This is a genomic window from Luteimonas rhizosphaericola, from assembly GCF_029888045.1.
Taxonomy (GTDB): Bacteria; Pseudomonadota; Gammaproteobacteria; order Xanthomonadales; family Xanthomonadaceae; genus Luteimonas; species Luteimonas rhizosphaericola.
Genome location: NZ_JARXRN010000020.1, coordinates 384,368 through 403,006 on the forward strand (window position 1 = coordinate 384,368; position 18,639 = coordinate 403,006).

General features: G+C 70.4%; 20 protein-coding genes. 11 read left to right on the forward strand and 9 right to left on the reverse strand.

Annotated elements, in window-relative coordinates; translation table 11 throughout:
- Positions 1–29: 29 nt before the first annotated feature.
- From QFW80_RS05590 to QFW80_RS05605, 4 genes are all read right to left on the reverse strand, one after another.
- On the reverse strand, positions 30–707 hold the full coding sequence (locus tag QFW80_RS05590) for a glutathione S-transferase family protein (RefSeq protein ID WP_280600419.1): 678 nt from the start codon (positions 705–707) through the stop codon (positions 30–32).
- A complete protein-coding gene (locus tag QFW80_RS05595) occupies positions 704–1,255 on the reverse strand; it encodes a GNAT family N-acetyltransferase (RefSeq protein WP_280600421.1) in 552 nt (183 codons plus the stop codon). Before QFW80_RS05595 ends, QFW80_RS05590 begins: the two co-directional genes overlap by 4 nt.
- Positions 1,256–1,363: 108 nt before the next feature.
- The gene (locus QFW80_RS05600; protein ID WP_280600422.1) at positions 1,364–2,527 is read right to left on the reverse strand and encodes an acyl-CoA dehydrogenase family protein; all 1,164 of its coding nucleotides are present in this window, start codon (positions 2,525–2,527) and stop codon (positions 1,364–1,366) included.
- Positions 2,528–2,664: 137 nt separating this feature from the next.
- Positions 2,665–3,438, reverse strand: a complete 774-nt coding sequence (locus QFW80_RS05605) for a glycine zipper 2TM domain-containing protein (RefSeq protein WP_280600423.1) — start codon at positions 3,436–3,438, stop codon at positions 2,665–2,667.
- A gap of 168 nt (positions 3,439–3,606) precedes the next feature.
- Here QFW80_RS05605 and QFW80_RS05610 point away from each other — a divergent pair, with 168 nt between their 5' ends.
- Both QFW80_RS05610 and QFW80_RS05615 read left to right on the forward strand, forming a co-directional pair.
- Positions 3,607–3,840, forward strand: a complete 234-nt coding sequence (locus tag QFW80_RS05610) for a DUF6116 family protein (protein WP_280600424.1) — start codon at positions 3,607–3,609, stop codon at positions 3,838–3,840.
- A gap of 54 nt (positions 3,841–3,894) precedes the next feature.
- Positions 3,895–4,683: a TatD family hydrolase gene (locus QFW80_RS05615; protein WP_280600425.1), complete on the forward strand. Its 789-nt coding sequence runs from the start codon at positions 3,895–3,897 to the stop codon at positions 4,681–4,683.
- Here the strand turns inward: QFW80_RS05615 and QFW80_RS05620 are convergent, their stop codons facing one another.
- Positions 4,684–5,496 carry a tRNA threonylcarbamoyladenosine dehydratase gene (locus tag QFW80_RS05620; protein ID WP_280600427.1) on the reverse strand — a complete coding sequence of 271 codons (813 nt, stop codon included), beginning with the start codon at positions 5,494–5,496 and terminating at the stop codon, positions 4,684–4,686. It abuts the gene before it with no gap.
- A 76-nt stretch (positions 5,497–5,572) separates the two neighbouring features.
- Between QFW80_RS05620 and QFW80_RS05625 the strand changes: the two genes are divergently transcribed.
- Together QFW80_RS05625 and QFW80_RS05630 are read left to right on the forward strand one after the other, a co-directional pair.
- Entirely contained in the window at positions 5,573–6,043 is a 471-nt protein-coding gene (locus tag QFW80_RS05625; protein ID WP_280600428.1) for a hypothetical protein, read from the forward strand.
- 155 nt (positions 6,044–6,198) lie between these two features.
- Positions 6,199–6,681 (forward strand): glycine zipper 2TM domain-containing protein, encoded by a 483-nt coding sequence (locus QFW80_RS05630; RefSeq protein ID WP_486624498.1) that lies wholly within the window; start codon positions 6,199–6,201, stop codon positions 6,679–6,681.
- Between the two features lie 234 nt (positions 6,682–6,915).
- Here the strand turns inward: QFW80_RS05630 and QFW80_RS05635 are convergent, their stop codons facing one another.
- Entirely contained in the window at positions 6,916–7,161 is a 246-nt protein-coding gene (locus QFW80_RS05635) for a hypothetical protein (protein ID WP_280600430.1), read from the reverse strand.
- A 173-nt stretch (positions 7,162–7,334) separates the two neighbouring features.
- On the opposite strand from QFW80_RS05635, the gene QFW80_RS05640 reads away from it, so the two are divergent.
- The 4 genes from QFW80_RS05640 to QFW80_RS05655 all read left to right on the forward strand — a co-directional run bounded on the left by QFW80_RS05640 (position 7,335) and on the right by QFW80_RS05655 (position 11,623).
- Positions 7,335–7,838, forward strand: coding sequence for a DUF456 domain-containing protein (locus QFW80_RS05640; RefSeq protein WP_280600432.1), 504 nt, complete (start codon positions 7,335–7,337; stop codon positions 7,836–7,838).
- 77 nt (positions 7,839–7,915) lie between these two features.
- The gene (locus tag QFW80_RS05645) at positions 7,916–9,097 is read left to right on the forward strand and encodes a mechanosensitive ion channel family protein (RefSeq protein ID WP_280600434.1); all 1,182 of its coding nucleotides are present in this window, start codon (positions 7,916–7,918) and stop codon (positions 9,095–9,097) included.
- Positions 9,094–10,257: a phospholipase A gene (locus QFW80_RS05650; RefSeq protein WP_425603504.1), complete on the forward strand. Its 1,164-nt coding sequence runs from the start codon at positions 9,094–9,096 to the stop codon at positions 10,255–10,257. The genes QFW80_RS05645 and QFW80_RS05650 overlap by 4 nt, the downstream gene beginning before the upstream one ends.
- A gap of 100 nt (positions 10,258–10,357) precedes the next feature.
- A complete protein-coding gene (locus QFW80_RS05655; RefSeq protein WP_280600437.1) occupies positions 10,358–11,623 on the forward strand; it encodes a phospholipase D-like domain-containing protein in 1,266 nt (421 codons plus the stop codon).
- Positions 11,624–11,644: 21 nt separating this feature from the next.
- Here the strand turns inward: QFW80_RS05655 and QFW80_RS05660 are convergent, their stop codons facing one another.
- From QFW80_RS05660 to QFW80_RS05670, 3 genes are all read right to left on the reverse strand, one after another.
- Positions 11,645–12,280, reverse strand: a complete 636-nt coding sequence (locus tag QFW80_RS05660) for a glutathione S-transferase family protein (RefSeq protein WP_280600439.1) — start codon at positions 12,278–12,280, stop codon at positions 11,645–11,647.
- Between the two features lie 58 nt (positions 12,281–12,338).
- A complete protein-coding gene (locus QFW80_RS05665; protein WP_280600441.1) occupies positions 12,339–13,874 on the reverse strand; it encodes a fumarate hydratase in 1,536 nt (511 codons plus the stop codon).
- A gap of 194 nt (positions 13,875–14,068) precedes the next feature.
- The gene (locus tag QFW80_RS05670) at positions 14,069–15,079 is read right to left on the reverse strand and encodes a LacI family DNA-binding transcriptional regulator (RefSeq protein ID WP_280600443.1); all 1,011 of its coding nucleotides are present in this window, start codon (positions 15,077–15,079) and stop codon (positions 14,069–14,071) included.
- A 96-nt stretch (positions 15,080–15,175) separates the two neighbouring features.
- Here QFW80_RS05670 and QFW80_RS05675 point away from each other — a divergent pair, with 96 nt between their 5' ends.
- The 3 genes from QFW80_RS05675 to QFW80_RS05685 are packed head-to-tail and all read left to right on the forward strand — an operon-like array spanning position 15,176 to position 18,630.
- Positions 15,176–16,228 (forward strand): sugar phosphate isomerase/epimerase family protein, encoded by a 1,053-nt coding sequence (locus QFW80_RS05675; RefSeq protein ID WP_280600444.1) that lies wholly within the window; start codon positions 15,176–15,178, stop codon positions 16,226–16,228.
- 43 nt (positions 16,229–16,271) lie between these two features.
- Positions 16,272–17,495 carry an MFS transporter gene (locus tag QFW80_RS05680; RefSeq protein ID WP_280600446.1) on the forward strand — a complete coding sequence of 408 codons (1,224 nt, stop codon included), beginning with the start codon at positions 16,272–16,274 and terminating at the stop codon, positions 17,493–17,495.
- 10 nt (positions 17,496–17,505) lie between these two features.
- On the forward strand, positions 17,506–18,630 hold the full coding sequence (locus QFW80_RS05685) for a Gfo/Idh/MocA family protein (protein WP_280600447.1): 1,125 nt from the start codon (positions 17,506–17,508) through the stop codon (positions 18,628–18,630).
- Positions 18,631–18,639: the final 9 nt, after the last annotated feature.

Genomic DNA, 18,639 nt, shown 5'->3' on the forward strand with positions numbered 1-18,639 from the left:
CCGCGGCCCGCCGGGTCGGGGCGGACGGCTCAGTGGCCGCGCGCCTGCGAAGCGGAGCCGGGATGCGCCGCGGAAGCGGCGAGCAGGGCGAGGTTCCCGGGGGCGGGGGCCGGCATCTCTGCGAAGCCCGGCGTGGCACGCACCCGGGCGAGCCAGGCGCGCAGCGCGGGATACGGCGCGAGGTCGAAGCCGCCATCTCCGGCGACGCCGGTGTAGGCGAACAGCGCGATGTCGGCGATGCCGTAGCGCTCGCCGGTGAACCAGGGCTTGGCCGAGAGGTGGCGCTCCATCACCGTGAACGCCGCGTGGCCGCGCTCGCGCAGGCGCGGAAGGTCGGCGCGGCGCGGCGAGTCCAGCGGCGTCCAGCCGCAGATGAAACGCGGCACGGCGACGTACGGCTCGTGGCTGTACTGCTCGAAGCACATCCAGCTCAGCGCCTGCGCCCGCTGCCACGGATCCTGCGGCAGAAACGGCGTGCCGTCGGCCAGCCAGTACAGGATCGCGTTCGACTCGACCAGCACCTGGCCGTCCTCGCGCTCGAGCATCGGCACCTTGCCGTTCGGGTTCTTCGCCAGGTAGGCGGGCGTCCGTGTACCGCCGTTGGCGCTGTCGACCTCGATCCAGCGGTAGGGGCGTTCCAGCTGCTCCAGCAGCAGCCGCACCTTGTGGCAATTGCCCGAACTGGACATGCCGTGCACGGCGATCATGCGATGCGATTCCGGTTGTGTGCCCACTGCGCGCGGGTCTGGCCCCAGATATCCACGCGCGCCTCGTCGAACGGCGCCGGCAGGCGGCCCGGGCCACGCAACGTGGAGCCCAGCCGTGCGGCCACTTTCTGGGAGGCCGCGTTCTCCGGATCGATGCAGTGGATGATCTCTTCCCAGCCCAGCTGCGCGAAAGCCCAGTCGATCGCCGCCACCGCCGACTCGACCGCGTAGCCGCGGCCCCAGGCGTCCGGATGGAAGGCGTAACCGATCTCGTGCCCCGGCCAGCCGTCCGGCTGCCACGGCCCCATCTGCCCCACCCAGCGCCCGCTGTCCTTCTCGATCACCGAGAACATGGCGAAGCCCTGCAGCGCCCAGGCCCCCGGCATCTGCAGGAACCGGCGCCACGCGCCGCCACGTGGCTGGTGGCCGCCGATGTAGCGGCAGGCGTCCTCGTCGGCCAGCATCTGCGCGTAGCGGTCGAAATCCTCGATCCGCGGCGGGCGCAGCACCAGGCGCTCGGTCTCGAGTCGCGGTTGCGTGGGCAGCATGTCGGCAATCCACCTCGCATCGTCTGGCCCGCGCATGCGGGCGGCCGGTGTCGTGTCGCGGGCGCCGCGGTGGGCGCCGCCTCGCGACGCCCGCCACGGCGCCGCAGGTCAGAACGCGTTGATGCCGGTCAGCTCGCGGCCGACCACCAGCTGGTGCACGGTCTCCGTGCCCTCGTAGGTGATGACCGATTCCAGGTTGAGCGCGTGCCGGATCGGGCAATGCTCGGTGGTGATGCCGGCGCCGCCGAGCAGGTCGCGCGCTTCGCGCGCGATGTCGATGGCCATGCGGCAGTTGTTCCACTTCGCCAGCGAGACCTGGGTGGGCTGCATCTTCCCGGCATCCTTGAGCCGGCCGAGCTGCAGCGACAGCAGCTGCGCGGCGGTGATGCGGCGCGCCCAGTCGGCCATCTTCAGCTGCGCGCTCTGGGTGGCGGCCACCGGGCGACCGAACAGGATGCGTTCCTTGGAATAGCCCAGCGCCTCGTCCAGGCACGCGATCGCCGCGCCGATCGGGCCCCAGGTGATGCCGTAGCGCGCCTGCGTCAGGCAGCCGAGCGGACCCTTCAGGCCTTTCACGTTCGGCAGGCGATTGGCCTCGGGCACGCGCACGTTGTCGAGGAACAGCGCGCTGGTCACGGATGCGCGCAGGCTCATCTTGTGCTTGACCAGCTGCGCGCTGAAGCCGGCGAATTCCTTCTCGACCACGAAGCCCTGGATGCCGTCGTCGGTCTGCGCCCAGACGATCGCGATGTGGGCCAGGTTGCCGTTGGTGATCCACATCTTGGCGCCGTTGATCACCCAGTCGTCGCCGTCGCGCTTCGCATGGGTCTTCATGTTGGCCGGGTCGGAGCCGCCGTGCGGCTCGGTCAGGCCGAAGCAGCCGATGACCTTGCCCGCCGCCATGTCGGGCAGCCAGCGCTGCTTCTGTTCCTCGGTGCCGTAGGAGTAGATCGGGTACATGCACAGCGAGGACTGCACGCTGGCGAAGCTGCGCAGACCGCTGTCGCCGCGTTCGAGCTCCTGGCAGATCAGGCCGTAGCTGACGTAGTTGAGCTCCGAACCGCCGTACTCCGCCGGCAGGGTCGCGCCCAGGAGGCCGAGCCCGGCGATCTCGGGGATCAGTTCCGCCGGGAAGCGGCCCTCGTCGAAACAGCCGCCGATGATCGGCAGCACGCGTTCGTCGGTGAAGCGCGCGACGGTGTCCTGGACCGCCTGCTCTTCCTCGGTGAGCAGGGATCGGACGTCGTAGAGGTCGTACGGGTGCAGGGCCATGTGGGCGGGGTCGGGCGGAAAGGTTTCATATTGTACGGTCAGCGACCGCCCGATCCGGAAGCCCGCAACGCAGGACGGGCCGGCAGTGCCGGCCCGTCAAGAAGGTCCTCCGGAGGCCCGCCAACGGGCCGCCGTTCTCAGCGCAGTGCGCTTCTCTGGCCGCCCTGCTCGTTGCCGGCGACCATCCGCGTCATCACCTCGCCGTCCACCACCGGCAGCCGCTCGCCCGGATCCTGGTCCATGCGCACGGTGTTCTCGATCCCGTCGTACCGGTAGGTCACGTCGTACGCGACGGTCCGGTCCTCGGTGCCGAGCGAGATGCGCTCGCCCGGCTTCTCGTCGGTGCGCATCGTCCCGGTGGTGCCGTCGGGGTTGCGGTAGGTCACGTTGTACGCGACCACGCGCGAGGACTGCGAGCTGTCCTGGACCGTGCGGCACTGGCGGTCGACGCGCTCGACGACACGCCCACCGACGTGGTTGCGGTCGACCCGGTTGCCGATCATGCCGCCCGCGGTCGCACCGGCCGCGGTCGCCAGCTTGCGTCCGTTGCCCGAGCCGACCTGGTTGCCCACCAGGCCGCCGATCAGCGCGCCCGCCACCGTGCCGCCGACGTTGCCGTCGCGCTCGGGGAGGCGCTCCTGCACGACCACGTCCTCGCACACCTGGCGCGGCGAGGTCGACGTGGTGGTTTCGCGCACCGGGTCGGTGCCGATCACCGTCGCGTACAGCTCGGCCTCCTCGGTCACGGGCGTGACCGCGACGACCGGCGCATATTCGAGCCTGCCCTCCTCCTGGACGGCGCTGTCGCCCGCAAGCGGGCCGTTCGCATCGCGGCTGTTGTGATAGGCGCCGACGGCGACGCCGCCCACCAGCAGCGAGCCCAGGGCAATGGCCAAGGTATTGCTCTTCATTTGATTCCTCCTGCGGGCGGGGCCCGTGTCGAACGTGCAGAGAGATTCCATCATTTCCAAGCTGAACAAGACCCCCGGCGAGTTCCCCGGAACCTGACGCGGCGGTGAACCGGGCAGTCGGCGGGCGCGCGTGATAGCGTGGCGCAACCACATGCCGGAGCCGGGCCGATGCCCAACCCGTTGCTGCTTCCACTGCTCAACTGGGCGCGCGGATTGCGCTATCCCACGCTGTTCAAGGTGACCGCGATCGCGTTCGCCATCAGCGTCCTGTGGCCGTTCGACCCGATCCCCTTCATCGACGAGATCGTGCTCGGGCTGGGCACCCTGCTGCTGGCGAACTGGAAGGACCGCAAGCCCAGGCCTGGAGAACCCTTGCGGGGGGATGGCGCGCGCCGCCGCTGACCTGCGCGTCGCGCACGTCGTTCGAGCAGCCGCGCGTCGCCGGGCGCCGCCGACATGGACCTGATCGACAGCCACTGCCATCTGGACGCGCCGGAGTTCGATCGCGATCGGGATGCGGTCGTCGTGCGGGCGCGCGCAGCGGGTGTGCGCATCCAGGTGCTGCCCGCGGTGGAAGCCGCGGCCTGGCCCAAGCTGCGCGACATCTGCAGTGGAGACGATGGCCTGCATCCGGCCTACGGCCTGCATCCGATGTACCTGTCCGCGCATCGCGAGGAGCATCTTCGACTACTGCGCGAGTGGCTCGGGCGCGAGCGTGCGGTGGCGGTCGGGGAATGCGGCCTGGACTACTACGTCGAAGGGCTGGACCACAACGCCCAGCAGGACTTCTTCGAAGGCCAGCTCGGGATCGCGCGCGACCTGGACCTGCCGGTGATCGTGCACGCGCGCCGCGCGGTGGACGCGGTGATCGCCACCCTGCGTCGCATCGGAGGGCTGCGCGGCGTGGTCCACAGCTGGTCGGGCAGCGAGCAGCAGGCGCGGCAGCTGTGGGAGATGGGCTTCATGCTCGGCATCGGCGGGCCGGTGACCTACGAGCGCGCGCGGCGGCTGCGGCGGACGGTCGCGGGCATGCCGCTCGAATACCTGCTGCTGGAAACCGACGCCCCCGACCAGCCCGATGCCGGCATCCGCGGCCAGCGCAACGAGCCCGCGCGGCTGACGCACGTGCTCGAGACGGTGGCCAGCCTGCGCGACGAATCGCCCGAGGCGATCGCGCACGCGACTCGCGACAACGCGATCCGCCTGTTCGGGTTGCCTCGGCCGCTAGCGGAGGCGCCGCGCTAGTCACCCAGGCACGCGTGTCGACCGAACCGGCGCCTCGAGCAACATCTCCAGCCCCTTGCCCGCGGCCGCGAACGCGAACGCACCGGTGATGTGCGTCGCCGCGCCGAGCCCGACGCCGCAGTCGAGCTTGAGCGCCGCGTCGGGACCGGCCACCGGACGGGTGCCGCACACCGAGCCGTCGGCCTGCGGATAGCGCACGTTCTCGAGCGAGTAGACGGCGGGCACGCCGAAGTACCTGTCGCGGTTCTTCGGGAAATTGAACTCGCCGCGCAGCTTCTTGCGGATCAGCGCCAGCATCGCATCGTGCTCGGTGCGCGAGAGGTCGCGTACGCGTACGAGCGTGGGATCGGTGCGGCCGCCCGCTGCGCCAACGGTCAGCACCGGCCGCTTGCGGCGTCGGCACCAGGCGATCAGTTCAACCTTGCTGCGGAAGCTGTCGCAGGCATCGACCACCAAGTCGAAGTCCCGGTCGAGCAGTTCGGCGACGTTGCCGGGCGTGAGGAACGCAGGCACCACGTCGAGCGAGATCGCGGGACTGATCGCGCGGCAGCGCTCGGCCATCGCCTCGGCCTTGTTGCGTCCGTACTGCCCCGCGAGCGCGGGCAGCTGGCGGCTGGTGTTGGACAGGCACAGGTCGTCCGCATCCACCAGGCTCAGGTGCCCGATGGCGCTGCGCGCCAGCGCTTCCACCACCCACGATCCCACGCCGCCGAGGCCGATCACGGCCACGCGCCGCGTGCGCAGGCGCTCGACCGCACCGCGGCCGTAGAGCCGGTCGATGCCGGCGAAGCGTTCGTTCCAGACCGAGTCCATGCCGCCAGTCTACCGGCGCACGCGCGTGCTATCGTCGCCGCGCCCGTTCCCCGCTGCGTCCGCTCCGGAGCCCGCCATGTCGACCACGCCGCCGCCCAGCCCGGAGTCCAGCCGCGCACGCAAGCCGCCGTCGGCTGCCGGCCGTTACCTGTTCGTGTTCCTGCTGGGACTGGTGCTGGGCATCGTGGCGGTGGTGATGCTGCTGCGCACGCTCGACGCCCGCAAGACCTGGCACGACCGCTATCCCGAGGCGCTGATGCATGTGCTGTCCGCGCAGTCCGCGCAGCTGCGCGAGAACGCCGAGGCCAACCGCTGCAGCCCGACCGACACCCTGCCCCACCTGCAGTCGCTGCGCAGCCTGGGCAACGACTTCGAACGCGCGTTCCCGGACCTGCGCGAAGACCGCCGCTTCGTCTCGCACGCGGCCCAGTTCCGCGGCACGCTCGACGCGGCGCTGGCGACGCCGGCGGTCGGCTGCGAGGGTGTCACCCGCGCCGCCGACGCGGTAGGCGAAGCCTGCAAGGCCTGCCACCAGGACTTCCGCTGAACCCCGCAACGGTCGCGGTCGCCTGAACCGCGACTGCACTGGAAGGCGGCCCGCGTCGTCATCCGCATCCGGATTGCCGCCGCGTTCACCGCGGCGGGCCTAGTGTCCGCTCCGTGCCGCGCAAGGCGGCCATCGTCCACTAGCGAGGAGTCACGATGAACATCCGCATGCGCATGACCTGTGTCGCCACCGTTGCCACGCTGGCCCTGGCCGGCTGCGCCAGCACCTCTCCCGGTTACGGGCCTGGCTACGGCAGCACCACCCCCGCGCCCGCCTCGGGCCGCTGCTACGACTGCGGCACCGTGGTCGCCATCGAAACCGCGGCCGCCAGCGACGGCAAGGCCAACGTGGCCGGCCCGGTCCTCGGCGGTATCGTCGGCGCGGTCGCGGCCAAGGAGCTGGCGCGCCGCAACACCGACAGCGAAGGGCGTCGCAACGTCGCGATCGCGGCCGGTGCCGCCGGTGGCGCCGTCGCCGGCAATGCGATCCAGAACCGGGTCGAAGGCGGTCGCGGCGGCTACACCGTCCACATCCGCATGGACGATGGCCGCACCACGGCCGTGCACCAGGCGGATCTTGGGGGCATCCGCGAAGGCTCCTACGTGCGCGTGCAGAACGGGCGCGCCTGGGTGTACTGAGTCTCGAAGCCCTCGCACATCGACCCGCGGGCCAGCGCCCGCGCTGGCCAAGACCGCGACGCCGCCGGTGCACACCGGCGGCGTCTCCGTTTGAGCGGCTGCCGCAGCGCCTTTCTCGGCGGCCGCCATTTGTCCGGCCTGGGCCTTGGGCGGTCCCGCTTCCGGTCCCGCCCGCTCCGGCCTGGATGGTCTGGTGCAGTCGTCGCCGACGGGCGACCGGCGATCGAGCCCCGATCAGGCGCCCGTGCTTCCGCTGCCGCCAGTCGGCTGGTGCCAGGCCTCGTCCAGGCGCGCGATGCCGGGATCCCCGTCGTCGACCAGGAAACTGATCTGCTGGCCGACATACGGTGCCGGTCCGCCGGCCGCGCCGAAGGCCTGGCTTCCGAAGGCCAGATCGCCCCACCCCTCGTGGCCGACGGTGACCTGCCCCGATCCCGCGTTGATGGACTTGACCGTTCCTGTCTGGCGTTCGGACGACATCCCGTTTCTCCCACTGCGCGGCACGGCCAGGCGGACGCCCGATGCGCCCGCTGCCGGCCGGCCCGCTGCAGACAACGGGGCCGCCCGGCCCATGCGGCCAGGATTCGCGCGCCGGCACGGCGTTTTGACAGAATGCGCCGACGGACGGAGTCCCACCCGTCGCGGAGCCGTCCATGGAAGCGCAGTCGATCTACTACGCCATCGCCATCCTGCTGGTGCTCGTCGGCCTGGCAGGCATCGTGCTGCCCGCCCTGCCCGGCCTTCCGCTGGTGTTCGCCGGCATGCTGCTGGCCGCATGGGCCGGCGGATTCGAGCAGATCGGCGGCTGGACGGTGCTGGCGCTGGCGGTGCTGACCCTGGTGTCGATCGGTGTCGATTTCCTGGCCTCGGCCGCGGGCGCCAAGCGCGTGGGCGCGAGCCGGCTGGCGGTGATCGGGGCACTCGTCGGCACCGTGGTCGGGCTGTTCTTCGGACTGATCGGCGTGTTCGTCGGCCCGTTCGCGGGCGCGGTGATCGGTGAACTGGTGGCGCGCAAGGGGCTGGGTCATCGCGACCTGGGCCAGGCGACACGGGTCGGCATCGGGACCTGGTTCGGCCTGTTCGTCGGCATCGTGCTGAAGCTGACCCTCGCGTTCGCGATGGTCGGGATCTTCGCGCTGGCCTGGTGGACCGATTGAGCGCAACCGGCCGCGGAAGCGCGACATCGCGCCCGGTCGCCAGGCGTCCGCGGGTCGCGGCGCACTGGCGTGCCGGCGTGGCGTGGATCCTGCTGGCGATGGCGATGGTGCTGCCCGTCGCCATGGCGCAGGAGCACGCGCATGCTGCCGACGCGACGCCGGCGGCTGCGTCCACCGCGTCCGGTCAGGCGGCCGCCCCGGCCAGCGCATCGCCTGCGGACGCCGGCGCACCGGACGCGCTCGCGCCCGCGCCGCCGGACTCCGACATCCGCGCACGCTTCGACTTCACCTTCGACCGGGTCGTGGCCAAGCTCGCCGGCCTGGTCGCCAGCCTGCCGCTGCTGCTGGCCGCACTGGTGATCGTGCTCATCGCCGGTTGGCTCGGCGGCTTCGTCTCGCGCCGCCTGCACCTGCTCCGGCTGCGCACCGACAACCCGTACATGAACGGGCTGATCCGCAACGTGGTACGCGTGCTGATCGTGCTGTCCGGTGTGCTGCTGGCGCTGGACCTGCTCAACGCCACCGCCCTGGTGACCGCCGTGCTCGGTTCGGCGGGCGTGGTCGGCCTGGTGCTGGGCTTCGCGTTCAAGGACATCGCCGAGAACTACGTCGCCGGCATCCTGCTCAGCCTGCGGCAGCCGTTCTCGCCCGGCGACCTGGTGGTGATCGACGGCAACGAGGGTCGCGTGGTCGCACTGCACTCGCGCTCGACCGTGCTGATGACCCTCGACGGCAACGAGCTGCGCCTGCCCAATGCGCTGGTCTTCAAGGCGATCGTGCTCAACTACACCCGCAATCCCAAGCGCCGCTTCGACTTCACCGTCACCATCGATCCGGCACAGTCGATACAGCGGGCGCAGGAACTTGCGCTTGCGCAGGTGGCGACGATCGACGGCCTGCTCACCGACCCCGGCCCCTCCTGGGCCGTGCAGGAGTTCGGGCCGGCCGGCATCGTGCTGCGCTTCTTCGGCTGGGTCGACCAGCGCCGCAGCGACCTGGGCAAGGTGCGCAGCGAAGCGATCCGGCTGGTGAAGGCGGCCTACGCGCAGGCCGGAGTCGAGTCGCCGCGCACCGTCTATCACCTGCGCATGGCGCGCGAGGCCGGCGACGAAACAAGTCCGCGACCGCACCCCGAACCCGCGCACAGCGTGGGCGCCGACACTTCGGTCAACCGCGACATCGACGAGCAGCTGGCGGATGCGCAGCACGCCGCCGATGCCGGCACCAACCTCCTCGAACCCGGACCCGACGCCCGATGACGATCTTCCCGATGCGCTCCACCCTCGCGCTTGCGCTGGCGTCGATCGTCGCGCCCGCCTTCGCGCAATCCGCGGCCGTCGGCCCTTCGCTGGAGACCTGCGCCGCGATCGAGACCGACGCGATGCGCCTGGCCTGTTACGACGGCCTCGCCCAGCGCACCTCACCCGGCCCGCTCGAGGCCGACTTGGCCGCCGCCCGCGCCCGGGCCGAACGCGAGGCCGAGGCGACCGACCATTCCGGTGCCCGGACCGCTGCGCCCGCCCCCCGCGCCGACGACCTGTTCCGCCACGACGAGGCGCTCGGCCGCGCGCTGGCCAACGCCGGGCGCGGCTCGCTGCTCGACAGCCGCTGGGAGCTGGCGCGCGATTCCAAGCTCGGCGTCTTCAACTTCCGCGTCTACAAGCCGGTGTACCTGATGCCGGCGTTCTGGACCTCGAACGTCAACGAACGGCCGACCTCGCTCAATCCCGACAACACCGTCACCGATCCGATCGCGCTGGACTCGGTGGAGACCAAGTTCCAGCTCAGCTTCAAGACCAAGGCGGTGGAGAACCTGTTCGGCGACAACGGCGACATCTGGATGGGCTACACCCAGTCGTCCCGCTGGCAGGTCTACAACAGCGAGGAATCGCGCCCATTCCGCGAAACCAACTACGAACCGGAAGTGCTGCTGGTGTTCCGCAACGCCTACAGCCTGGGCGGCTGGAAGGGCCGCATGGCGGCGGTGGGCATCAACCACCAGTCCAACGGTCGCGGCGACCCGCTCTCGCGCAGCTGGAACCGGGTCATGTTCAACATCGGCCTGGACCGCGACAACTGGGCACTGATGCTGCGGCCCTGGATCCGGGTGTCCGATGGCAGCGACGACGACAACCCGCAGATGGAGGACTACATCGGCCGCGGCGACGCCACCCTCACCCACGTACGCGGTCGCAACGAATTCTCGCTGATGGCGCGCCATTCGCTGCGCGGCGGCGACCGCTCGCGCGGCGCGGTGCAGTTCGACTGGGGATTCCCGGTCCATCCGTCGATTCCCATGCGCGGCCGGCTGCAGTTGTTCCATGGCTATGGCGAGAGCCTGATCGACTACAACCACAAGGCGACCTACGTCGGGCTGGGCGTGTCGCTGCAGGAGTGGTTCGAGCCGAGCATCGACTGAGTCGCATGCCGCGGCTTCACGCCACCGCGGTGCCGCCGCCGCTACAGTGGCGCCCGCGTTTCCGCCCCCTTCCCATCCCGATGCCGGAGCCCGTCGCCGCATGACCTGGACCATCGTGGTGACGATCGCGCTGACGATTCTCGGGGTCGCGGTCGCGATGAACTTCGCGACGTCCGAGAAGAAGATCGACAAGAAGGTCGAGCACCGGCACGCGATCGCGGACCCCCAGTTCCGCCGCGAGATGTCTGTGCTGCTCGGCCCCGCGATCGTGGCCGGCAACCGGGTCGAGGCGTTCCAGAACGGCGATGCGATCTTTCCCGCCATGCTCGAGGCGATCTGCAAGGCCGAGCGCACGGTGAACCTGGAAACGTACATCTACTGGTCCGGGGACATCGGGCGGAAGTTCGCCGAGGCGCTGTCCGAGCGCGCCCGCGAGGGCATCGCCGTGCACCTGGTGATCGACTGGGCCGGCAGCATCAAGATGGACGACGACCTGCTGTCGATGATGAAGGACGCGGGCGTGCGGATCGAGCACTACCGTCCCCTGCGCTGGTACAACATCGGGCGGCTCAACAACCGCACCCACCGCAAGCTGCTGGTGGTCGACGGCCGGATCGGCTTCACAGGCGGGGTCGGGATCGCCGACCAGTGGACCGGCCGTGCGCAGGATCCGGATCACTGGCGCGATACGCATTTCCGGGTCGAGGGGCCGGTCGTGGCGCAGATGCAGGCGGCGTTCAACGACAACTGGATCAAGACCACCGGCGAACTCCTGCACGGACCGGATCATTTCCCCGAGCTGCAGCCTGCGGGCGACATGGACGCGCACCTGTTCATCGCCTCCCCGGCGAGCGGTAGCGAGAGCATGCACCTGATGTACCTGTCCTCGATCGCGGCCGCGATCCGCAGCATCGACCTGTGCGCGGCGTATTTCGTGCCCGACCGGCTGATCGCCGACGCGCTGCTCGCCGCGTGCCGGCGCGGGGTGCGGGTGCGGGTGCTGCTGCCGGGCGAACACATCGACTCGGAGACGGTGCGCGTGGCGTCCAAGGCCTCGTGGGGCGAGCTGATGGCCGGCGGCATCCACATCCACGTCTACCGCCCCACCATGATCCACGCCAAGCTGCTGGTGGTGGACGGCGAGCTGGTGTCCGTGGGCTCGACCAACTTCGACATCCGCTCCTTCCGCCTCAACGACGAAGCGAGCCTGAATGTCTACGACCGCGGGTTCGCCGCGACCATGACCGCCGTGTTCGAGCACGACCTGGAGCAGGCGGAGCAGTACGACCTGGCGACCTGGATGAAGCGCCCGCTGTCGGAGAAGATCGCCGAGAAGCTGATCCGGCCGCTGCGCTCCCAGGTCTGAGCGCAGCGGCAGCCACGGCGCTCAGGTCCAGTCGGTGATGCCCTCGCGGCGGTAGACCTCGGCGAACGACGGCAGCGCCTTCATCCGCGCGGCGTGGGCGGCGAGCGCCGGCCAGCGGTCGCTGGGCGCGGGCATGTTGCGCGACCAGCGCATGAGCATCGTCAGCACGAAATCCACCGCGCTGCGGCGCTCCCCGAGCAGGTACGGCCCGCCGGCGGCAAGGTGGTCGGCCACCTGTTGCCAGGCCCGCTCCAGCACCTGCGCGGCGCTGGCCTTCACCCGCTCCACCTGCGCCGGACCGGCCGGCTCGTGGGGATAGAACCAGGCGCGGTAGGCCGGCATCAGGGTGTAGGCGCAGAACGCCATCCAGCGGTAGTAGTCGCCGCGCGCGGGCGTGCCGACCGCCGGCGCCAGGCCGGCGTCCGGATAGAGGTCGGCCAGCTGCATGGCGATCGCGATGGATTCGGTGAGCACCTGGTCGTCGATCACCAGCGTCGGCACGCGGCCCTGCGGGTTGATCGCCAGGTAGTCGGGCGATGTCTGTTCGCCGCGCCCGAAATCGAGCATGCGCACCTCGTGTTCGATCCCGAGCTCGATCAGCAGCCAGTGGACCACGAGCGAAGCGGTGCTGGGCGAGCCGTACAGGACGATCGACATGGCGCGTTCCGGACAGGGGCGGAGCGCGATTATCGCGCGCCGCGCCTCCGGGCCGGTATCAGGCGATCTCCACCACCGGGATCTTGCCGATGCGCGCCTGCCATTGCTTCGGTCCGGTCTGGTGCACCGACTCGCCGGTCGAATCCACCGCCACGGTGACCGGCATGTCCTTGACCTCGAACTCGTAGATCGCCTCCATGCCGAGGTCGGCGAAGCCCACGACCCTTGCTGCGCGGATCGCCTTGGACACCAGGTACGCCGAACCGCCGACCGCCATCAGGTAGACCGACCTGTGCCTGCGGATCGCCTCCAGCGCCGCCGGGCCGCGCTCGGCCTTGCCGATCATGCCCAGCAGGCCGGTCTGGGCCAGGACCTGCTCGGTGAACTTGTCCATGCGCGTGGCTGTGGTCGGGCCCGCCGGGCCCACCACTTCATCGCGCACCGGATCGACCGGGCCGACGTAGTAGATGAAACGGCCCTCGAGGTCGACCGGCAGCGGCTCGCCCTTGTCGAGCATGTCGACCATGCGCTTGTGGGCGGCATCGCGCCCGGTGAGCATCTTCCCGTTGAGCAACAGCACCTCGCCCGGCCTGAAGGTCGCGACCTCCTCGCGGGTGATCGTGTCGAGATCCACGCGGCGCGCGTTCTGCGGGTTGTAGGTCAGCTTCGGCCAGTCCTCCAGCGAGGGCGGGTCCAGCGCGACCGGGCCGCTGCCGTCGAGGGTGAAGTGCGCGTGGCGCGTCGCCGCGCAGTTCGGGATCATCGCCACCGGCAGGTTGGCCGCGTGGGTCGGGTAGTCCCTGACCTTGATGTCGAGCACCGTGGTCAGGCCGCCCAGGCCCTGCGCGCCGATGCCCAGCGCGTTGACCTTCTCGTACAGCTCCAGTCGCAGCTCCTCGGCGCGGCTGGACGGACCGCGCGCGATCAGGTCCTGGATGTCGATCGGCTCCATCAGCGCTTCCTTGGCCAGCAGCATCGCCTTCTCGGCGGTGCCGCCGATGCCGATGCCGAGCATGCCCGGCGGGCACCAGCCGGCGCCCATGGTGGGCACGGTCTTCAGCACCCAGTCGACGATCGAATCGGACGGATTGAGCATGGCGAACTTGCTCTTCGCCTCGGAACCGCCGCCCTTGGCCGCGACGATCACGTCGACGGTGTTGCCGGCGACGATCTTCATGTTGACCACGGCCGGGGTGTTGTCCTTCGTGTTCTGGCGCCTGCCGGCCGGATCGGCCAGCACCGAAGCGCGCAGCTTGTTGTCCGGGTGGTTGTAGGCGCGGCGCACGCCCTCGTTGACGGCGTCTTCCAGGGAGCCGGTGAAGCCCTCCCAGCGCACGTCCATGCCCACTTCCAGGAACACGGTGACGATGCCGGTGTCCTGGCAGATCGGTCGGTGCCCTTCGGCGCACATGCGCGAGTTGATCAGGATCTGCGCCATCGCGTCCTTGGCCGCGGGCGATTCCTCGCGCTCGTACGCGGCGGCGAGGCCGCGGATGTAGTCGACCGGATGGTAGTAGCTGATGTACTGGAGGGCGTCGGCGATCGACTGGATCAGATCGTCCTGCTTGATCGTGCTGACGGGAGCGTGGGTCACGGCTGGCTCGGTGGCGGGCGGAAAACGCCCCATTTTAGCCGCGCGAAGCGCGGCCGGCCTGCGCCCTCCGAGGCCGATGCGCGCATCGATCCTTTCCGCGAACGGCGCGAAGCATCGCGCCCACGCGTCCTGCGCCTGCCGCCACCGGCGGAGCGGTCGGGCGCAGCTGGCCACCTGTGGCCGATCGCGACGCGTCAGAGGCCCCGCGGCGGCGCGGCGGTCGACCCGCGCAGCATCAGGCGGAAGTCGAGGGTCTGCTGGTGCGGCACCTCCACCCCCTCGATGATGGCCAGAAGGAGCCTGGCCGCGCGGACGCCGATCTCCCGCATCGGCTGGCTGATCGTCGTCAGCGGCGGGCTCAGGTAGCGCGAGGACGCCAGGTCGTCGAACCCGACCACCGAGAATTCCTCCGGCACGCGGATGCCCAGGTCCCGACACGCCGCGAGCACCCCCAGCGCCATCTGGTCGCTGAAACAGAAGGCGGCAGTGGGCGCCGGCGCCTGGGCCAGGAACCGCGTCGCGGCCGCGTGGCCGGATTCCACCGAGAAGTCGCCGGGGACCGTCGCCAGCACGTCCACACGGCCGTGCGCCCTGGCCGCGGCCAGGGCGCCTTCCAGCCGCTGCCGATGCAGCGGGTTGTCGGGGGGGCCACCCACCACGGCGATTCGCTCGTGCCCCAGCGCGTACAGGTGCTCCATCGCGGTGCGCGCCGCGGCTGCGTTGTCGATGTGGACGCTGGGAATCCCCAGGGTCGGGTCGAACTCGCAGCCGTTGACCACCGGCGCCTTCGCGCCAAGGTGCCGGACGATCTCGCGCGCGGTCGGCGGCAGCCGGTGACCGAGGACGATCATGCCGTCGGCCTGGTTGCGCGGCAGCATCTGCGCGTAGCGCTCCTCGCGTTCGGCCTGGTGCTCGGTATCGCCCAGCAGGACCGCGTACCCAGCGGCCTGCGCCGCCTCCTCCGCGCCCTTGAGGATCTGCGCGAAGAACGGGTTGCCGATGTCCGGCACCGTGATCAGGATCTTGCCGCTGCGCTGGGTCTTGAGGGTCCGGGCCGAGGCGTTGGGGACGTAGCCCAGCGCGGCGGCGGCCTGCTCGATGCGCCTGCGCGTGTCCGGCAGCACCTTCTCCGGCCGCGAGAGCGCGCGCGAGACGGTGCCTGCCGAAACGCCGACGTGCCTGGCGATGTCGTAGATGGTGGCCATGTCCCCGTCCCGGATGCGCGCGATGCACTGCACAACGCGTGCCCCGATCATCGCATGCTAGGATCGGATGCAATCGATTGCATCAGGTCATTCGGCATGCGGACACTGCAGGGCCCGGCGCTGTTCCTGGCCCAGTTCATTGGCGACGAGGCGCCGTTCGATCGCCTCGACAGCCTGGCTCGCTGGGCCGCGGGGCTGGGCTATCGCGGGGTCCAGGTGCCGACCAGCACGCCCCACATCTTCGATCTCGCCCAGGCCGCGCAGAGCCAGGCCTACTGCGACGACCTCGCCGGCATGCTGGCCGGGCACGGGATCCGGATCACCGAGCTGTCCACCCACCTGCAGGGCCAGCTGGTGGCCGTGCACCCGGCCTATGACGCGCTGTTCGACGGCTTCGCCCCGGAAGACCGGCGCGGCAACCCGGCCGCGCGCCAGGCCTGGGCGGTGGACCAGCTGAAGCTGGCGGCGCAGGCCAGCCAGCGCCTGGGCCTCACCGCGCACGCCACCTTCTCCGGCGCACTGGCCTGGCCGTACTTCTATCCCTGGCCGCAGCGCCCGCCCGGCCTGGTGGACGAGGCCTTCGCCGAACTGGCCCGCCGCTGGCGCCCGATCCTCGATGCCTTCGACGCGTGCGGCGTGGACCTGTGCTACGAGATCCATCCCGGTGAGGACCTGCACGATGGCGCGACCTTCGAGCGCTTCCTCGATGCGGTCGACCACCATCCGCGCGCGAAGATCCTCTACGACCCCAGCCACCTGCTGCTGCAGCAGATGGACTACCTGGGCTTCATCGACCGCTACCACGCGCGCATCGGCATGTTCCACGCCAAGGACGCCGAGTACCGCGCCGACGCGCGCAGCGGCGTGTATGGCGGATACCAGGGCTGGATCGACCGCCCGGGCCGGTTCCGCTCGCTCGGCGACGGGCAGGTCGACTTCAAGGCGATCTTCTCGAAGCTGGCCCAGTACGATTTCCCCGGATGGGCGGTCGTGGAGTGGGAGTGCTGCCTGAAGCACCCGGAGGACGGCGCGCGCGAGGGCGCGGCCTTCATCCGCGAGCACCTGATCCGCGTGACCGAACGCGCGTTCGACGACTTTGCCGATGGCGGTGCCGACCCGAAGGCGCTGCGCGGCATGCTGGGGCTTTGAATCCATACCGCTTGATGCGGGCACCACCCTGGGAGGGGATGCAATGACGGCCACGATGTCGCGCCTTGGCGTGATGATGTTCCTGCAGTTCTTCATCTGGGGCGCCTGGTTCGTGACCCTGGGCACGTACCTGGTCAATGGCCCCCTGCAGGCCAGCGCCAGCCAGGTGGCGACGGCGTTCCTCAGCCAGTCGGTCGGCGCGATCGTCGCGCCGTTCCTGGTCGGGCTGATCGCCGACCGCTACTTCGCCGCGCAGCGCATCCTCGCCCTGCTGCACCTGGCCGGCGCGGCGCTGATGTGGGGCGCATCGACGGCCACCAGCTTCAACACGTTCTCCGGGTTCGTGTTCGGCTACATGCTGCTGTTCATGCCGACCCTGGCGCTGGCCACCAGCATCGCGATGCGGCACATGCAGTCGCCGGAGAAGCAGTTCCCGCCGGTCCGCGTGGCCGGCAGCATCGGCTGGATCGTCGCCGGCGTGCTGATCGGCTGGCTGGGCTGGGAGCAGACCCAGCGCCTGGACTTCACCTTCAGGATGGCCGCGATCGCTTCGGCAGTGCTGGGCCTGTACGCGCTGACCCTGCCGCACACGCCGCCGCTGGCGCGCGAGCGGGGTGCGAAGCTGGGCGAGATCCTCGGGCTGGATGCGGCGCTGCACCTGCTCAAGTCGCGCGCCTACCTGGTGTTCTTCCTGGCCTCGATCGCGATCTGCATCCCGCTGTCGTTCTACTACAACTTCACCAACCCCTTCCTCAACGACGTGGGCGTTCGCGGCGCGGCCGGGCTGCAGTCGCTGGGCCAGGTGTCGGAAGTGCTGCTGATGCTGGCCATGCCGTTCCTGTTCGTGCGGCTGGGGGTGAAGGTGATGCTGGCGGTGGGCATGGCGGCGTGGGTGCTGCGCTACGTGATGTTCGCCTTCGGCGACGCGGACGCGGGCTTCGCGCTGCTGGTGATCGGCATCGTGCTGCACGGCATCTGCTACGACTTCTTCTTCGTCACCGGCCAGATCTACACCGACGCGCACGCCGGGCAGAAATTCCGCAGCAGCGCGCAGGGCTTCATCACCCTGGCCACCTATGGCGTGGGCATGCTGATCGGCACCTTCCTGTCGGGCGCGGTCGTGGAGCACTACACCACCGAGGCCGGCCCGGACTGGGAGCGGATCTGGCTGTTCCCGGCCGGGGTCGCGTTCGTGGTGCTGGTGGCCTTCCTGTTCCTGTTCCGCGAAGGGCGGGCGGCCACGCCTGCCGCTTCGCCCGCTCACTGAGGGCCGCGCCATGGGTACGCTGGGAGTTGCCATCGTCGGCACCGGGATGATCGGCGCGGTGCATCGCCGCGCGGCGGTGCTCGCCGGCGCCACGGTGCGCGGCGTGGCCGCGTCCTCGCCCGCACGTGCGCAGGACGTGGCGCAGGCCTGGGGCGTGCCCCGGGGCTATGGCGGAATCGAGGACGTGATCGCCGATCCGCAGGTGCAGGTCGTGCATGTGTGCACGCCCAACCACCTGCACCGGTCGATGGCGCAGGCGGCGCTGGAAGCGGGCAAGCACGTGGTCTGCGAGAAGCCGCTGGCGACCACCCTGGAAGACGCGCGCGCCCTGGCCGCGCTGGCCTCCTCCACCGGGCAGGTGGCCACGGTGCCCTTCGTCTACCGCTACCACCCGGTGGTGCGCGAGGCGCGTGCACGCATCGCCGCGGGCGAGCTGGGACCGCTGCGCCTGATCCACGGCAGCTATCTGCAGGACTGGCTGCTGGATCCGGCCAGCAACAACTGGCGCGTGGACCCGGCGCTCGGCGGCGCATCGCGCGTGTTCGCCGACATCGGCTCGCACTGGTGCGACCTGGTGGAATGGGTCGGCGGCGAGCGCTTCGCGGAAACCAGCGCCGTGTTCGAGACGGTGATCGCCGAGCGCGGCGTGGCCACCGGCAAGAGCTTCACCACGCCCGCGGCCGGCGGCGACACCCAGGCGGTGTCCAGCGAGGACGTGGCCGCGGCCATGTTCAGGACCGGCAACGGCACGCTGGCGACCGTCACCGTCAGCCAGGTCTCGGCCGGGCGCCGCAACCGCCTGTGGTTCGAGATCGACGGGGCGAAGGCCAGCGTGGCGTTCGACCAGGAGGACTGCGAGCGGCTGTGGATGGGCTATCCGGACCAGCGCGAGGAAGTCTTCGTGCGCGGGCCGGGCGCCGGCAGCGCCGAGCAACGGCGGCTGTCGGTGCTGCCCGCCGGTCATGCGCAGGGCTACGCCAACTGTTTCGAGGCGTTCGTGGCCGACACCTACCGGGCGATCGCGCGCGAGCAACCGGAGGGATTGCCGACCTTCGAGGACGGCCTGCGTTCGGCGCTGATCGTCGATCGCGTCATCGCTTCAGCCAGGTCGCGCGCATGGACGCCGATCGCCTGAGTCACCGCG

Excerpts from the sequence above, each read along its gene's own strand:
- QFW80_RS05635 (WP_280600430.1), bottom strand. The coding sequence starts at position 7,161 with ATGTCGTCCGAACGCCAGACAGGAACGGTCAAGTCCATCAACGCGGGA.
- QFW80_RS05615 (WP_280600425.1), top strand. The coding sequence starts at position 3,895 with ATGGACCTGATCGACAGCCACTGCCATCTGGACGCGCCGGAGTTCGAT.
- QFW80_RS05680 (WP_280600446.1), top strand. The coding sequence starts at position 16,272 with ATGACGGCCACGATGTCGCGCCTTGGCGTGATGATGTTCCTGCAGTTC.
- QFW80_RS05610 (WP_280600424.1), top strand. The coding sequence starts at position 3,607 with ATGCCCAACCCGTTGCTGCTTCCACTGCTCAACTGGGCGCGCGGATTG.
- QFW80_RS05600 (WP_280600422.1), bottom strand. The coding sequence starts at position 2,527 with ATGGCCCTGCACCCGTACGACCTCTACGACGTCCGATCCCTGCTCACC.
- QFW80_RS05590 (WP_280600419.1), bottom strand. The coding sequence starts at position 707 with ATGATCGCCGTGCACGGCATGTCCAGTTCGGGCAATTGCCACAAGGTG.
- QFW80_RS05625 (WP_280600428.1), top strand. The coding sequence starts at position 5,573 with ATGTCGACCACGCCGCCGCCCAGCCCGGAGTCCAGCCGCGCACGCAAG.
- QFW80_RS05605 (WP_280600423.1), bottom strand. The coding sequence starts at position 3,438 with ATGAAGAGCAATACCTTGGCCATTGCCCTGGGCTCGCTGCTGGTGGGC.
- QFW80_RS05620 (WP_280600427.1), bottom strand. The coding sequence starts at position 5,496 with ATGGACTCGGTCTGGAACGAACGCTTCGCCGGCATCGACCGGCTCTAC.
- QFW80_RS05650 (WP_425603504.1), top strand. The coding sequence starts at position 9,094 with ATGACGATCTTCCCGATGCGCTCCACCCTCGCGCTTGCGCTGGCGTCG.
- QFW80_RS05655 (WP_280600437.1), top strand. The coding sequence starts at position 10,358 with ATGACCTGGACCATCGTGGTGACGATCGCGCTGACGATTCTCGGGGTC.
- QFW80_RS05660 (WP_280600439.1), bottom strand. The coding sequence starts at position 12,280 with ATGTCGATCGTCCTGTACGGCTCGCCCAGCACCGCTTCGCTCGTGGTC.
- QFW80_RS05675 (WP_280600444.1), top strand. The coding sequence starts at position 15,176 with ATGCGGACACTGCAGGGCCCGGCGCTGTTCCTGGCCCAGTTCATTGGC.
- QFW80_RS05670 (WP_280600443.1), bottom strand. The coding sequence starts at position 15,079 with ATGGCCACCATCTACGACATCGCCAGGCACGTCGGCGTTTCGGCAGGC.
- QFW80_RS05685 (WP_280600447.1), top strand. The coding sequence starts at position 17,506 with ATGGGTACGCTGGGAGTTGCCATCGTCGGCACCGGGATGATCGGCGCG.
- QFW80_RS05595 (WP_280600421.1), bottom strand. The coding sequence starts at position 1,255 with ATGCTGCCCACGCAACCGCGACTCGAGACCGAGCGCCTGGTGCTGCGC.
- QFW80_RS05630 (WP_486624498.1), top strand. The coding sequence starts at position 6,199 with ATGAACATCCGCATGCGCATGACCTGTGTCGCCACCGTTGCCACGCTG.
- QFW80_RS05640 (WP_280600432.1), top strand. The coding sequence starts at position 7,335 with ATGGAAGCGCAGTCGATCTACTACGCCATCGCCATCCTGCTGGTGCTC.